General features: G+C 36.8%; 12 protein-coding genes and 1 pseudogene. 12 read left to right on the top strand and 1 reads right to left on the bottom strand.

The genetic code is table 11. The features are described 5' to 3' along the window. Positions 1–101: 101 nt before the first annotated feature. From KP710_RS05250 to acrB, 12 genes and pseudogenes are all read left to right on the top strand, one after another. Positions 102–446 carry a YggL family protein gene (locus KP710_RS05250; RefSeq protein ID WP_065265393.1) on the top strand — a complete coding sequence of 115 codons (345 nt, stop codon included), beginning with the start codon at positions 102–104 and terminating at the stop codon, positions 444–446. Between the two features lie 188 nt (positions 447–634). After that, positions 635–1,177 carry a ferredoxin-type protein NapF gene (gene napF, locus KP710_RS05245; protein WP_065265392.1) on the top strand — a complete coding sequence of 181 codons (543 nt, stop codon included), beginning with the start codon at positions 635–637 and terminating at the stop codon, positions 1,175–1,177. Continuing rightward, positions 1,161–1,445 carry a chaperone NapD gene (locus KP710_RS05240; protein ID WP_252346374.1) on the top strand — a complete coding sequence of 95 codons (285 nt, stop codon included), beginning with the start codon at positions 1,161–1,163 and terminating at the stop codon, positions 1,443–1,445. Before napF ends, KP710_RS05240 begins: the two co-directional genes overlap by 17 nt. Before the next feature lie 40 nt (positions 1,446–1,485). Then, positions 1,486–3,978, top strand: a complete 2,493-nt coding sequence (napA, locus tag KP710_RS05235; protein WP_065265391.1) for a nitrate reductase catalytic subunit NapA — start codon at positions 1,486–1,488, stop codon at positions 3,976–3,978. 106 nt (positions 3,979–4,084) lie between these two features. Then, positions 4,085–4,648: a nitrate reductase cytochrome c-type subunit gene (locus KP710_RS05230; protein WP_048952793.1), complete on the top strand. Its 564-nt coding sequence runs from the start codon at positions 4,085–4,087 to the stop codon at positions 4,646–4,648. 11 nt (positions 4,649–4,659) lie between these two features. After that, a complete protein-coding gene (locus KP710_RS05225; protein WP_065265390.1) occupies positions 4,660–5,262 on the top strand; it encodes a NapC/NirT family cytochrome c in 603 nt (200 codons plus the stop codon). A 153-nt stretch (positions 5,263–5,415) separates the two neighbouring features. Next, a complete protein-coding gene (gene ftsN / locus KP710_RS05220; RefSeq protein WP_111407641.1) occupies positions 5,416–6,240 on the top strand; it encodes a cell division protein FtsN in 825 nt (274 codons plus the stop codon). 35 nt (positions 6,241–6,275) lie between these two features. Then, positions 6,276–7,736 (top strand): annotated as a pseudogene (locus KP710_RS05215) (DUF3413 domain-containing protein); the annotation flags it as partial. A gap of 197 nt (positions 7,737–7,933) precedes the next feature. Further along, a complete protein-coding gene (locus KP710_RS05210) occupies positions 7,934–8,926 on the top strand; it encodes an amidohydrolase family protein (protein WP_111407640.1) in 993 nt (330 codons plus the stop codon). A gap of 195 nt (positions 8,927–9,121) precedes the next feature. Beyond that, complete coding sequence (acrR, locus tag KP710_RS05205) at positions 9,122–9,685, top strand: efflux transporter AcrAB transcriptional repressor AcrR (protein ID WP_111407639.1); 564 nt, start codon at positions 9,122–9,124, stop codon at positions 9,683–9,685. 31 nt (positions 9,686–9,716) lie between these two features. Then, positions 9,717–10,913 (top strand): multidrug efflux RND transporter periplasmic adaptor subunit AcrA, encoded by a 1,197-nt coding sequence (gene acrA, locus KP710_RS05200; protein ID WP_065265386.1) that lies wholly within the window; start codon positions 9,717–9,719, stop codon positions 10,911–10,913. Positions 10,914–10,932: 19 nt separating this feature from the next. Next, complete coding sequence (acrB, locus tag KP710_RS05195) at positions 10,933–14,010, top strand: multidrug efflux RND transporter permease subunit AcrB (RefSeq protein WP_065265385.1); 3,078 nt, start codon at positions 10,933–10,935, stop codon at positions 14,008–14,010. A gap of 75 nt (positions 14,011–14,085) precedes the next feature. Here the strand turns inward: acrB and proB are convergent, their stop codons facing one another. After that, complete coding sequence (proB, locus tag KP710_RS05190; RefSeq protein WP_065265384.1) at positions 14,086–15,189, bottom strand: glutamate 5-kinase; 1,104 nt, start codon at positions 15,187–15,189, stop codon at positions 14,086–14,088. Positions 15,190–15,239 lie beyond the last annotated feature (50 nt).

The following is a 15,239-nucleotide window of genomic DNA, read 5'->3' as shown; positions in this document are numbered from 1 at the left end:
TTAACTTTTGGGTGAAGATTGATGTTGGGGAAATCCGATGCCAAATTCACGAATTTAATATAGAATACTGATTTGAATACGACCTTAATAGGAGAAATACCATGTCTAAATCTTACAATCAACGTCAACGCAAAAAACTTCACCTTGCTGAATTCCAAGAACTCGGTTTTCTTGTAAATTTCCAATTTGCAGAAGGTACTGCGATTGAAACTGTAGATGAAATCGTTGATCGTTTTATTAACGAAGTGATTCAACCAAATGGTCTAGCTTATGAAGGTAGCGGGTATTTACATTGGGAAGGTTTAGTTTGCCTAGAAAAAATTGGTAAATGTGATGAAAGCCACCGTGAAACTGTGAAAAAATGGTTAGAAAAAAATGGTTTGCAACAAATTGAAGTAAGCGAATTATTTGATATTTGGTGGGAATATCCAGCAAAAGCAGAGTAGTTTTGTTAAAATATTGTGGTAAAAAACAACTATGTCGAGTTATTTTTTATTACGATTTAAATTTGATCTATCACAAAGAAAGTTCAAAAAAAGTAAATAACTACCTATTATGGGTGGTTCCTATTTCTAGTTAGGAACTTCATAATCACCACCCCAAAAGTACTGACGGATTTATAGAAGGCACCTGGATGACTGTTGAAAACTTGCCCCGCAGACAATTTTTACGAGGTAAATTTTTAACATCTTTGCATACGAAAACTGAGCAGAAACAAGGCTTTGATGGAGTCCGCCCTCCTTGGGCTGTTGAAAATTCTATTTTTGTAGAGCAATGTACGCGCTGTGGTGATTGCCTTTCTATATGTGAAACCAATATTTTGGTAAAAGGTGATGGTGGATTCCCCGAAGTGTGTTTCGATAAGGGGGAATGTACTTTTTGTGGAAAATGTGTAGATATATGTAAACAACCAATTTTTCGTTCTTGTTCTGAGCAACCTTGGAACCATAAAATTGAGATTGGTAAAGATTGTTTAACTGAAAAAAATATAGCTTGTCGTAGTTGTCAAGATAATTGCCCAAAGAACGCAATTAAATTTCGTTGGCAAGCAGGTGGAATAGCCAAGCCTGTATTAGATGTGGATGCTTGTAACGGTTGTGGCGCTTGCATTCAACGTTGTCCTGTTGATGCGATAACTTTGTTTTACCCATCTCACAATAATGAAAATGAAAATTAACGATTTAATAAAAACAGATACAGTTGAGAAATGGCAGGTTTGTGGCATTGTTGTGCAATGTATGGTGTCAAAACTTGGTATAATTCAAAGTGAGCTTTCCAAATTACCTGATACTGAAATTCATGCAGTCAATGAGGAAAATGGTAAAATTGTTGCAGTAATGCAAGCAAATAGTCAGAAAGAATTAGCTAATCGTATGGAATTGGCTAGAGATATTGATGGTGTTATTACGGTTTCGTTAGTTTATCATCAAGTAGAAGATAATTAGTTTTTTATTTTTTAGTGTTAATAATAGTGGGGGAAACACTATGAGCATAAGTCGTCGTGACTTTATGAAGGCAAATGCTGCTGCAGCGGCAGCAGTTGCTGCTGGTATTAGTATTCCAATCAAAAATGTTGCAGCGGAAGAAAATATCAATAAAGATATTCATTGGGAAAAAGCACCTTGCCGTTTCTGTGGTACAGGTTGTAGTGTAATGGTTGGTACACAAGATGGCCGTGTTGTTGCTACTTATGCCGATCCAGATGCTGAAGTAAACCGTGGATTGAATTGTATTAAAGGGTTGTTCTTATCTAAAATTATGTATGGTAAGGATCGTTTAACCCAGCCATTGCTTCGAATGAAAGATGGTAAATATGATAAAAATGGTGAGTTTACGCCAGTAAGTTGGGAAACTGCATTTACTGTATTTGCGGATAAAACGAAAGAAGCAATTCGTAAGAAAGGTCCAAGTTCTGTTGCACATTACTGCTCTGGTCAAACTACAGTTATTGAAGGCTACGCAAAATCTAAATTCTATAAAGCTGGTTTACGTTCAAACAATATTGATCCAAATGCGCGTCAATGTATGGCATCTGCCGCAACTGGCTTTATTCGTACCTTTGGTGTTGATGAACCGATGGGATGTTATGATGACATCGAGAATGCGGATGTTATGGTGCTTTGGGGCTCTAATATGGCTGAAATGCACCCAATTTTATGGTCACGTATTGCCGATCGCAAATTAAACCACCCAGATCTGAAAATTTTTGTTCTTTCAACGTTTGAACATCGTTCATTTGAATTAGCAGATTATGGCATTGTATTCATTCCTCAAACAGACCTAGCTATTGCTAACTATATTTCAAACTATATCATCCAAAATGGTGGTGTAGATGAGAAATTTGTTGCAGAAAATACTAAATTTAAAAAGGCTACAACAGATATTGGTTATGCACTTAGACCCGATCATGCTTTAGAAAAAGCTGCGAAAAATGCGGGGAAAGGTGCAGGTAAAATGCTTGATTTTACTTTTGATGAATATAAGAAGTTTGTATCAGAGTATGATCTTGAGTATACCCATAAACTAACAGGGGTTCCTAAAAATCAATTAGAAGCACTTGCACAGGCATATGCTGATCCAAAAACAAATGTTACTTCATTCTGGACAATGGGTGTTAACCAGCATACTCGTGGTGTGTGGTTAAACCAAATGTTACATAGTTTACATTTATTAACAGGCAAGATTTCTAAACCAGGTAACCACCCATTCTCTTTGACTGGTCAACCATCTGCTTGTGGTACTGCTCGTGAAGTTGGAACATTCCCACACCGTTTACCTGCGGATATGGTTGTTACCAACCCACAACATGTGGCAAAAGCAGAAAGTATTTGGAAATTACCGGCTGGTGCGGTACAAACGCAAGTTGGTTTGTCAATTAATGAAATTGACCGTGCGATGAAAGATGGCAAAATCAATGTTTACTGGCAAATGTGTAATAACCATATGCAGTCGGGTCCAAATAGTAATCAGGAACGTATGCCAGCTTGGCGAGATCCACAAAACTTTATTGTTGTATCGGATCCTTATCCAACAGCAAGTGCAGTAGCGGCTGACTTAATTTTACCAACTGCAATGTGGGTGGAAAAAGAAGGAGCTTTTGGTAACGCTGAGCGTCGTACCCAAGCATGGAAACAGCAAGTAAAAGCACCCGGTGAGGCAAAATCTGATTTATGGCAAGTTCTTGAGTTTTCTAAATATTTTAAAACTGATGAAGTTTGGCCAAAAGAATTGCTTGACGCTAATCCGCAATTTAAAGGTAAAACGTTATATGAAGTGCTTTATTTAAATGGCAACGTGAATAAATTTGAAAAACCAACAGATCATTTAAATGATGATGCTGAACATTTTGGCTTCTATTTACAAAAAGGTTTATTTGAAGAATATGCTGAGTTTGGGCGCGGTCACGGACACGATTTAGCACCATATGATATGTATCAAAGTGAAGAAGTTCGTGGATTACGTTGGCCTGTCGTAAATGGTGTTGAAACACGTTGGCGTTATCGTAAGGGCTATGACTTCTTTGCTTCTAAAGACCGTGAAGTTGATTTCTATGGTCAAAAAGATAAACGAGCAGTTATTTTTGCCGCACCTTATGAGGCTCCTGCAGAATCACCAGATGAAGAATACGATATGTGGTTATGTACTGGCCGTGTTTTAGAACATTGGCATACAGGTACTATGACACGTCGTGTACCAGAAATTCACCGTTCATTCCCAAACAATGTTGTATATATGCATCCGCTAGATGCTGAGGCACGTGGAATGCGTCATGGCGATAAAATTAAATTGATTACTCGTCGTGGTGAGATGGTATCTTATTTAGATACACGTGGACGTAATAAGCCACCTCGCGGTTTAGTTTTCACTATGTTCTTTGATGCGGGTCAGCAAGTTAACCGCTTAACCTTAGATGCGGCAGACCCAATTTCAAAAGAAACTGACTATAAAAAATGTGCAGTTAAAGTAGTAAAAGCGTAAAACGTATGCGGTCATAGTAAAATAATAGAAATATGGCCGCACTTTATCGTATTTTTTAACGGCTTATGCCAATTTTGTGAAAATAAATTCACAAATGGAGTGAAAAATGAAAAAGATGATGGCCATGATTATGGCATTATTGGGATGTTCAGCCATGCTTCATGCTGAAGTTTATCCGAATACTAATGTAGAAGTGGTGAAATCAGGTGTTGAAAATGCACATGAAGCAATTCAACCTGAGTTTAAAAATAACCTAAAAGATACAGGTATCCAACCTCGTGATATGCTTTTTGCACCGCCTGTAGTACCACACAGTATTAAAGGGATGCAAGTGAGTAAAAACACAAACCGTTGTTTAGAATGCCATAATGCTGATGTAGCTCAACTTGTTGGCGCTACTGTACCAAGTAAAACTCACTTTTATGATCGTGAAGGGCATTTAGGCGATACAGTCTCTGCACGTCGTTATTTCTGTTTACAATGTCATGTTCCACAAACTGATGCAAAACCGATTGTTGAACAAACATATCGCTCTACACCAGGTTATGATAGAAAAGCAGATCAACCGTTACCACAAGTGACTAAAACGCCTGAATATAAAGAAAAATTTGAGGAAACGCTCAAAGAATTTGGTCATTCTTCAGATAAATATTTGAACCAACATCATTAAGGTGAGCAAAAATGAAAAAATTAACAAATTTAATTAAATCTTTTTGGCATTGGTTCAGAACACCAAGCCGAATTGCAGTGGGAACAATCATTTCACTTGCATTTATTGCAGGAATTTTGGCTTGGGTGGGCTTTAATTATGGTCTAGCTGAAACCAATACAGAAAAATTCTGTTCAAGCTGTCATACAAATGATGTTTATCCTGAATATTTGCATAGTACCCATTTTCAAACACGTACAGGTGTAGGCGCGAGCTGTCCAGATTGTCACGTTCCACATGAGTTTGGTCCAAAAATATTACGCAAAATTGTTGCAGCAAAAGAAGTTTATGCATTTTATACTGGTAAAGTGGATACTATTGAGAAATTCAATGAACGTCGTTTACATATGGCCGAAAATGAGTGGGCACGTATGAAGGCGAATGATTCTCAAGAATGTCGTAACTGCCATAAAATGGATCGTATGGATCGTTCTCAACAAAAAGAAGTAGCGGCGAAGATGCATAAGTTCGCTGAAGAAAATGGTAAAACTTGTATCGACTGTCATAAAGGTATTGCACATAAGTTACCTGATATGAAAGATGTCGAATCAGGATTTAAGAAAGAAGAGAAATAATTCTTTCAGCAATGTATAGGAAAATACCGTACTCTGTAAAAGTACGGTATTTTTTTATCTGATTTTTATCCTAGAAAAAAAGTGAATTTTTCAGTAAAATCGTCGAGTTTTATAAAATGATTAAAAAAATTACTCAAAGTTTAGGGATTTATCGTGGCTCATCGAGATTTTGTTGCGCGTCGTGGCGTAAATAAGAAAAAAGGAAAAAATAAGAATATTTTAATTGGGATGATGATTGCAGTTGTCTTTGCATTTGGTATTGGGCTTTATTTCCTGAAAAATAAAACAGAGGAAAAAGTAGTGAAAGAAATTATTCCTCAAACAGAAAAAACGCAGCCTAAAAGTATTTTACCTAATCGTCCTGAAGAAGTTTGGAGTTATATTAAAGCGTTAGAAACGCGTACGGTGCCTGTTGATGATAAGCCATCTAGTGTAGAAAAAAATATGCGTTTAACAGAAGAACAACGTCAAGTTTTAATCCAAATGGAGAAAGATCAAAAAGCAGCAGAGGAAGCTCGTAAATTAGCTGAACAACAAGCAGCTCAAGAATCTACTAAGGTTGATAATCTATCAAAAAGTACGGTGGTTCAGCAATCATCACCGGTTAAAACAGAGCAAGTTAAAAAAGTAGAAACCGTAAAAATTGACACTCTTAGCATTGAAGCCGAAAAAAAAGCTAAACAAGCTAAATTAGATACAGCGAAGAAAGTGGAATCTATTAAAACTGTTGAGCCGGTTAAAACTACAGAGAATGAAAATGGCAGTAAGAAGTTTGGTTTACAGTGTGGTGCTTTTAAGAACCGAGCCCAGGCTGAAAGTTTACAGGGAAGATTGGCAATGACAGGTTTTAATGCACAAGTACAAGTAAATGGTGAATGGAATAGAGTACGAATTGGAAATTTCGCCAATCGAGATGCAGCAATGCAAGCTCAGAGTAAAGCAAAGGGTGTTGCAGATTGCGTGGTGATTGGTATGTAATCAATCAGTTAATTTTACAGGTTAAGTGCGGTGATTTTTCCACGATTTGTACAACCTTATTATTATTTGATACCGCCGTTTTCAATCGTTTTAATCTGCATTTATCCTCTGTTGTATGGAATTTACTGGTCAATCCCAGAAAATGGTGAAATGTCAAGCGATTGGCAAATATTCTTTGCACCAATGCCAATAATTTTACTGGCTCAAATGTTATTTTCTCGCTGGAGTTGGGAAAAATTACGCAGTCTTGAACGACAAAAATGGCTAAAAGGCACAGGCATATTCTTAACCGCAACGTTCATTACGACGCATTTAATTTATGCTTAGGCAGATGCTTATTTGTATCGTCCTATCATGTAACGCTCTAATTTCCCTTTATCTTATCCAATGACAGCTCGTTCTTTTTTAGAAAAACACGGTTTCTTGGATGGAGAAGAATATACGCAAAAATTGGCACAAGAAGGCCGTTTAGATGCCTTAAAAATTGATTATCCGAAAAAAGCACTCTCTTACGCACCCATTACGTACAAACCTAATGTTCTGATCGTAACGGTTTCGGGTTTGCGCCATGATGCGATTTCTAATGAAAAGATGCCAAAACTTGCTGAATTTGCAACAAGTTCAACCGAATTCACTAATCATTACAGCATAGGTAATAGTAACAACGCAGGCTTGATTGGGTTATTTTACGGGCTAAATGCAAATTATACCGATAGCATTTTAAGCAATCATACCCAATCTGTTTTAATCGAAAAATTACGTGCTGAAAATTATCAACTGGGTTTATTTTCTGCTACGAATTCAAAGATAGCGTCTTCCGCCAAGCATTATTTCGTGAAATGAAACTTTCGTCGAATAAAACCAACAAGCCAAATAATGAAAGTGCGGTAAAAAATCTCAATGATTTTATTAAAGCACAAAAAACAGACTCCCCTTGGTTTGCTTATTTGGATTTAGCCTTGGAGGTTAAATCCCTATCAGACTATGACCGCACTTTGCAAGACATTGATTCTCTTTTAGCAAAAGCGTTAGAAAGTACACCGCTTGAAAATACATTAGTCATCATCACGTCAGAGCATGGTTTAACCTTTAATGAAATGAATGAAAAAGAGCGAGAAAACTACTTTGGGTGCGATGAGGTTCAAGTGCCATTGCTTGTATATTGGAAAGATTTACCGGTAGGCAAACAAAATGGATTAAGTAATCATGCGGATATTTTCTCTGCATTAATGCAAACGGTGTTCGGCGTAGAAAACTCGTTGATGGATTATAGTCAGGGACGCAATCTCTTTGATCTTAAGGGTGATGACTGGGTGCTTGCCTCTAATTTCCACTGGAATGTGGTGATTCAACCAGATGGAACACAATATCACATTGCTCGCAAAGGTAATTACAAAAAATTCTATAAAGATTATATTGAGCAATCGTCAGATAGACCGCCACTTGGAATCTTCTTAGAAGCCTTCCAATTACAAAATTTTTTCTTTGAAAAATAGTCTATAAGGGCATAAAAGAATAGATTTTTTGCCCTTAAGCCTTTATACTCGTAACTCAGTTTAAGACTGAAAAATGTTATTAATGAAAATCCGTGAGTTTTTCATAACATTATCATAATGCTTCTCGCCGTACTTACAGTACCTTTCAATTAATATACATTCTCGTCTTTTTATCCTTTCTTTTTTACGGAGTTTGTATGAAAAGCCACGTTTGTAGTTTTAAAACCTATATTTGCGATGAAATTATTAAAAAAGGCGGATGGGTAAATGCCCATGCACATGCTGATCGCGCTTTTACGATGACGCCAGAGAAAATTGGGATTTATCATAGTAGTAATTTGCAACAAAAATGGGATTTAGTGGATGAAGTAAAACGCACTTCCAGTGTTGATGATTATTACGCACGTTTTTGCCAATCTATTGAATTAATGATATCCCAAGGTGTTACCGCATTTGGCACCTTTGTCGATATAGACCCAATTTGTGAAGATCGTGCAATTATTGCCGCACACAAAGCTCGCGAAGTGTATAAACATGACATTATTTTGAAATTTGCCAATCAAACTTTAAAAGGGGTAATTGAACCCACTGCGCGTAAATGGTTTGATATTGGTGCAGAAATGGTAGATATGATTGGTGGCTTACCATATCGTGATGAATTGGATTATGGTCGCGGCCTAGAGGCGATGGATATCTTGTTAGATAAGGCCAAATCTCTTGGAATTATGTGTCATGTACATGTCGACCAATTCAATAATCCAAGTGAAAAAGAAACTGAGCAACTTTGCGACAAAACCATTGAACACGGAATGGAGGGACGAGTTGTGGGTATCCACGGTATTTCCATTGGCTCACATTCAAAAGAATATCGCTACAAACTGTACGAAAAAATGCGTAAAGCTAAAATGATGATGATAGCCTGTCCTATGGCATGGATTGACAGCAATCGAAAAGAAGATCTTATGCCATTCCATAATGCACTCACGCCAGCAGATGAAATGATCCCCGAAGGTATCACTGTTGCCCTAGGCACGGATAATATTTGTGATTATATGGTTCCTCTATGTGAAGGCGACTTATGGCAAGAATTAAGCCTATTAGCTGCGGGCTGCCGTTTCCCTCACTTAGATGAAATGGTCAACATCGCAAGTATTAACGGTCGTAAAGTGTTAGGACTAGAGCCAATTTAGCTTTTTATTCTCCCAATCAAAAGTGCGGTCAAAATGGGCAACATTTAAAAGTTGATTACAAAATCTAGCTTTTAAATGTTGCCCATTTTCGTTGTGCTTTTGTGTTTTTTAACTTGCTAAAAAACAAAAAATAAATAAAATGAACACTCATTCATTTTTGAGCAATTATTGCTCCTTATTTTACTCAAGGATCTTATGCGACAAGCTAAAACAGACTTAGCTGAACAGATTTTTTCAGCGACAGATCGTTTAATGGCAAAAGAAGGGTTGAATCAACTTTCTATGCACAAACTTGCGAAAGAAGCGAATGTAGCCGCAGGAACGATTTACCTTTATTTTAAAAACAAAGATGAGTTGCTTGAACAATTTGCACACAGAGTGTTTTCAATGTTTATGGCAACGCTTGAAAAAGATTTTGATGAATCTAAGCCTTTTTTCGAACAGTATCGACAAATGTGGAAAAACATTTGGTATTTCTTACAAGAAAATCCCACCATTCTGTCTAATTTAAAACAGCATGAATCCTTACCTAATTTCAAGGATATTTGTAAAAACATTAAAAATTGCCGTTGGGATTTATTTTGTCATCAAGCACAAAAAGCTGGCTTATTAGCGGAATTATCTGAAGATATTCTCTTTTTATTAAGTTTGAAAACTGCAATAAATTTAGCCTCTGATGCAAAATTTATCGATTTCGATCTTAATCCTGAAATTTTAGAATCTGTGATCGAATGCTCTTGGCGTGCGATTCAGAAATAATTGTTGTTATTTTTATAACGGAGCTTTAAACATGAGTCAAACTCAATCTCAGAGACCGAAACGTTCACATACTTTCTTTATGAAAGTGATTTTGGCTGTTTTTGTCTTAATTTTTGCGGGCGTTATTGGTTTTAGTTTTATTCGCAACATGATGATTGGAAAATTTCTAGCCAATATGCCTGAGTCAACGAATCCAGTAACCGCCTTAGAGATTAAGCCTAGCGAATGGACACCTGTAATTAATACAACGGGTCTTGTTCGTCCAAATCAAGGAGCAATGTTAAGTGCACAAAATGCGGGGAGCGTTTCACATGTATTTGTTCAAAATGGACAATCAGTGAAAAAAGGTGATCGTTTAGTGGAGCTAGATAGTTCTGTTGAACGTGCAAGTTTACAAGCTGCAGAAGCTCAACTTCCAGCACTTCGTCAGACTTATCAACGTTATGCAAATCTTTTAAAAAGTAATGCGGCATCTCGTCAAGATGTTGATAATGCAAAATCAGCATATGATGCTCAACTAGCCAATATTGAATCTCTAAAAGCGACCATTGAGCGCCGTAGTATTGTTGCTCCATTTGATGGAAAAGCAGGTATTGTTAAAGTTAATGTAGGGCAATATGTCAATATTGGTACAGAAATTATTCGTGTAGAAGATACGAGTTCAATGAAGGTTGATTTTGCTATTTCTCAAAATGAATTAGATAAATTACATATTGGTCAACGTGTTACAGCAACGACTGATGCGCGTAAAGGCGAAACATTTTCAGCTCATATCACGGCTATTGAACCAGCAATTAATTCATCAACGGGTTTGGTTGATGTACAAGCTACTTTTGAACCCGAAGATGGTCGCCAATTACTTTCTGGTATGTTTTCTCGATTACGCATAGCCTTACCTACAGAGAAAAATCAAGTTGTCGTTCCCCAAGTCGCAATTAGTTACAATATGTATGGTGAAATTGCCTATTTATTGATGCCATTATCAGACAAAGATAAAGAAAAATTATCAGGTAATGATAAATTCGATCGTTTGTATCGAGCTAAACAAATCACTGTATTTACGAAAGATCGTCAAGGTATTTATTCTCAGTTACAAGGTAATGAGATAAAACCAGGTGATAAAATTATTACAGGGGGGCAGCAAAATATTAGCAATGGTAGCCTTGTAGAATGGATTGAAAAAGACATTGTTGGTGGCTCTGAGCCCGCTAAAAAGACTAATCTTTAATTCAACTTAGGAAATACGAATGAAATTTACTGATATCTTTATTCGTCGCCCTGTTTTAGCGATTTCAATTAGCTTGCTTATTATTATTTTAGGATTACAAGCGATTTCAAAACTGGCCGTGCGTGAATATCCTAAAATGACAACTACCGTAATTACGGTAACGACAGCTTATCCAGGTGCAGATGCAAACTTAATTCAAGCTTTTGTGACATCTAAACTTGAAGAGTCTATTGCTCAGGCGGACAATATTGATTATATGTCATCATCAAGTTCACCTAGTGCATCTGTCATTACAGTGAAAATGAAATTAAATACCGATCCTGCAGGAGCATTAGCTGATGTGCTTGCTAAGGTAAATGCGGTACGTTCTGAATTGCCACAGGGTATTGAGGATCCAACAGTGGCTTCCTCTTCAGGTGGTACGGGGATTATGTATATTAGTTTCCGTTCAAAAAAATTAGATTCTAGCCAAGTTACCGATTATATTAATCGTGTGGTGAAACCTCAGTTCTTTACAATAGAAGGTGTTGCCGAGGTACAAGTATTTGGTGCGGCAGAGTATTCGTTACGTATCTGGCTTGATCCTGAAAAAATGGCTGCGCAAAATCTTTCTTCTCCTACAGTGATGTCAGCGTTATCTGCAAACAATGTACAAACTGCCGCCGGTAATGATAATGGCTATTTTGTTACTTATCGTAATAAAGTTGAAACTACAACAAAATCAGTTGAGGATTTAGGCAATTTAATTGTTAGTGCTAAAGGTAATGAGCTTGTTCGGTTACGAGATATCGCCACGATAGAATTGAATAAAGAAAATGATAACTCACGTGCAACAGCGAATGGTTCTGATTCTGTGGTATTAGGGATTAATCCTACTTCAACAGCGAATCCATTAACTGTTGCTGAAAAAATTCGACCGCTCTTTGAAACGATTAAGCAGCAACTCCCTGATAGTATGGAAACCGATATTCTCTATGATCGTACGATTGCGATTAATAGTTCCATACATGAAGTGATTAAAACGATTATAGAAGCGACAGTTATTGTATTAGTCGTCATTTTGATGTTTATTGGCTCACTTCGTGCAATTTTAATTCCAGTATTAACCATTCCAATTTCATTAATTGGCGTGCTAATGATGTTACAAAGTTTGAATTTTTCTATTAACTTAATGACATTGTTAGCTCTTATTCTTGCAATTGGTTTAGTCGTAGATGATGCGATCGTTGTACTTGAAAATGTGGATCGTCATATTAAAGAAGGTGAAACGCCATTTCGAGCGGCAATTATTGGAACACGTGAGATTGCTGTGCCTGTTATTTCAATGACGATTACATTAATTGCGGTTTATTCGCCGATGGCGCTTATGGGAGGAATTACAGGAACGCTGTTTAAAGAGTTTGCATTAACGCTTGCTGGAGCAGTGTTTATATCCGGTATTGTAGCATTGACACTTTCACCAATGATGAGTAGTAAGTTACTTAAAGCTAATGTCAAACCAACGAAACTGGAACAACGCGTAGAACATACACTAAGTAAAGTAAATAAAATTTACGATTATATGCTTGATATTGTTATGCTAAATCGTAAATGTATGCTTACATTTGCTGTGGTAATTTTTGCAACACTACCTTTCTTATTTAATTCACTGTCCAGTGAATTGACACCAAAAGAAGATAAAGGCGCATTTCTGGCAATTGGTAATGCCCCATCTAGTGTTAATGTTGACTATATTCAAGATGCAATGAAGCCATATATGAAGAATGTGATGGATACACCTGAAGTTTCATTTGGTATGAGCATTGCGGGGGCGCCAAGTTCTAATGGCTCACTTAATATTATTACCTTAAAAGATTGGAAAGAAAGAGATCGTAAACAAGCAGCAGTAATGAATGAGCTGAATACAAAAGCAAAATCGATTCCTGAAGTGTCGGTATCGGCGTTTAATTTCCCTGAAATAGATACAGGAGAGCAAGGCCCACCAATTGCTATTGTGTTAAAAACAGCACAGGATTACAAAGCATTAGCAAATACAGCTGAAAGCTTGGAAAAGGCTATGAAAGCATCAGGTAAATTTATTTATACTAATCTGAATTTAGCCTATGACACGGCGCAAATGACAATTTCAGTCGATAAAGAGAAAGCTGGAACTTATGGTATTACGATGCAACAAATAAGTAACACGTTGGGGAGTTTCTTATCAGGTGCAACGATTACTCGAGTGGATGTTGATGGTCGTGCTTATAAAGTGATTTCGCAAGTAAAACGTGATGATCGTTTATCTCCAGAAAGCTTCAAAAACTATTATTTAACAGCATCAAATGGACAATCTGTACCATTAAGTAGTTTAGTTAGTATGAAACTAGAAACGCAACCAATGTCATTAGCTCGTTTTAGTCAATTAAACTCAGCTGAAATTGGTGCAGTTGCGATGCCAGGTACATCTACAGGTGATGCTATAGCGTGGTTGCAGGATTATTTAAAAAATAACTTACCGCAAGGATATACTTATGATTTTAAATCAGAGGCTCGCCAGCTTATTCAAGAAGGGAATGCACTTGCGGTGACATTTATTTTAGCCGTTATCATTATTTTCCTGGTTCTTGCGATTCAATTTGAATCAATACGAGATCCAATGGTTATTATGATTTCGGTGCCTTTAGCAGTAAGTGGAGCATTACTCACATTAAACTTATTGTCTTTTTTCCAAATTGACGGAACGACATTAAATATCTATTCGCAAGTTGGATTAATTACATTAGTCGGTTTAATTACCAAACATGGTATTTTAATGTGTGAAGTGGCAAAAGAAGAGCAGTTGAATCATGGTAAAACGCGTATTGAAGCAATTACATCAGCTGCGAAAGTACGTTTGCGTCCGATCCTTATGACTACTGCAGCCATGGTTGCTGGATTAATTCCATTACTTTATGCTACGGGCGCTGGGGCTGTATCTCGTTTTAGCATGGGGATTGTTATCGTAGCAGGATTATCTATTGGGACAATTTTCACTTTATTTGTCTTACCAGTAGTTTATAGCTACATTGCAACAGAACATAAGCCATTACCAGAATTTAAAGAAGATTTAACAAATTGATACACATAAAAATTATGTAAAAAAAACCGCACTTTGGGTCAATGAGCAAAGTGCGGTTTTTTTAGTTAAAACATTTTATAAAATAATCAAATCATCACGGTGCATCGCGACAGAGCCATATTCATAACCAAGAATAAATTCAATCTCGGTCGATTTTTTACCTTTAATAAGTTGTAATGCATCACTATTATAACGAGGCATACCAAGCGCAATATCTTTACCGGACTGCGTACGAATCTTTACAACCTCACCACGAGAAAAACATCCTTCAATTGCAATAATACCAGCAGGGAGAAGCGATTTGTTTTGTATTAACATTGCATGTTCTGCACCATCATCAATTGTAATAATGCCAACGGAAGGGGCTGCAAAAAGCCATTGTTTCCGACTTTCTAAACGATCAGATTGATGAGCAATAAATTTTGTACCAATATTATGGTCATAAGCTAAATCAGCGATTACATTTAGCTGATTACCTGGCGCAATAATTGTTTCAATACCTGAACGCGTTGCAACATCAGCAGCGATAATTTTTGTCATCATTCCACCTGTACCAAGATTTGTCCCTGAATCTCCTGCAATAGCACGAATATGATCGGTGATTTGTTCTACGATTGGAATTAATTTTGCATCTGGATTTTTACGCGGATCACTATCAAATAATCCTTGCTGGTCTGTGAGTAGATAAAGTTGTTCAGCTTGAACAAGAATAGCCACTAATGCAGATAAATTATCGTTGTCACCAACCTTAATTTCCGCTGTTGCAACAGCATCATTTTCATTTATCACAGGAATAATTTGATTATCTAACAGGGCATGTAACGTATCGCGAGCATTGAGAAAACGTTCACGATCTTCAATATCCGCACGGGTTAATAAGATTTGTCCAATATGAATATCATAAATAGCAAATAATCTTTCCCAAGCTTGAATTAATTGGCTTTGACCTACTGCAGCAAGTAATTGTTTTGATGCGATTGTTGGGGGTAAGCTCGGATGATTTAAATAGTGTCTGCCAGCCGCAATTGCACCCGAAGTAACGATAACGATTCGAAATCCATCATGGTGTAATTGCGCAATTTGACGAACAATTTCCATCATATGCGGTGAATTTAATTTTGGAGTACCTTGTGTTAGTGTACTTGTTCCAAATTTCACAACTATTGTTTTTTTAGTCATAAGTTTTTCCAAGTTTTTTATTTATATTTTTACGTTATCACTAAATCAAT

Origin of the sequence: Haemophilus sp. SZY H35, assembly GCF_018829705.1 — a bacterium.
GTDB classification, from domain to species: domain Bacteria; phylum Pseudomonadota; class Gammaproteobacteria; order Enterobacterales; family Pasteurellaceae; genus Haemophilus; species Haemophilus haemolyticus_K.
Note: the sequence above shows the minus strand (reverse complement) of the source record. Positions and strands in the feature narration are given on the sequence as shown.

What these genes read in the sequence shown, in the direction of transcription:
- KP710_RS05210 (WP_111407640.1), top strand. Translation starts at nt 7,934, where the DNA reads ATGAAAAGCCACGTTTGTAGTTTTAAAACCTATATTTGCGATGAAATT.
- acrB (WP_065265385.1), top strand. Translation starts at nt 10,933, where the DNA reads ATGAAATTTACTGATATCTTTATTCGTCGCCCTGTTTTAGCGATTTCA.
- napF (WP_065265392.1), top strand. Translation starts at nt 635, where the DNA reads ATGACTGTTGAAAACTTGCCCCGCAGACAATTTTTACGAGGTAAATTT.
- KP710_RS05240 (WP_252346374.1), top strand. Translation starts at nt 1,161, where the DNA reads ATGAAAATGAAAATTAACGATTTAATAAAAACAGATACAGTTGAGAAA.
- KP710_RS05225 (WP_065265390.1), top strand. Translation starts at nt 4,660, where the DNA reads ATGAAAAAATTAACAAATTTAATTAAATCTTTTTGGCATTGGTTCAGA.
- acrR (WP_111407639.1), top strand. Translation starts at nt 9,122, where the DNA reads ATGCGACAAGCTAAAACAGACTTAGCTGAACAGATTTTTTCAGCGACA.
- KP710_RS05250 (WP_065265393.1), top strand. Translation starts at nt 102, where the DNA reads ATGTCTAAATCTTACAATCAACGTCAACGCAAAAAACTTCACCTTGCT.
- napA (WP_065265391.1), top strand. Translation starts at nt 1,486, where the DNA reads ATGAGCATAAGTCGTCGTGACTTTATGAAGGCAAATGCTGCTGCAGCG.
- acrA (WP_065265386.1), top strand. Translation starts at nt 9,717, where the DNA reads ATGAGTCAAACTCAATCTCAGAGACCGAAACGTTCACATACTTTCTTT.
- KP710_RS05230 (WP_048952793.1), top strand. Translation starts at nt 4,085, where the DNA reads ATGAAAAAGATGATGGCCATGATTATGGCATTATTGGGATGTTCAGCC.
- proB (WP_065265384.1), bottom strand. Translation starts at nt 15,189, where the DNA reads ATGACTAAAAAAACAATAGTTGTGAAATTTGGAACAAGTACACTAACA.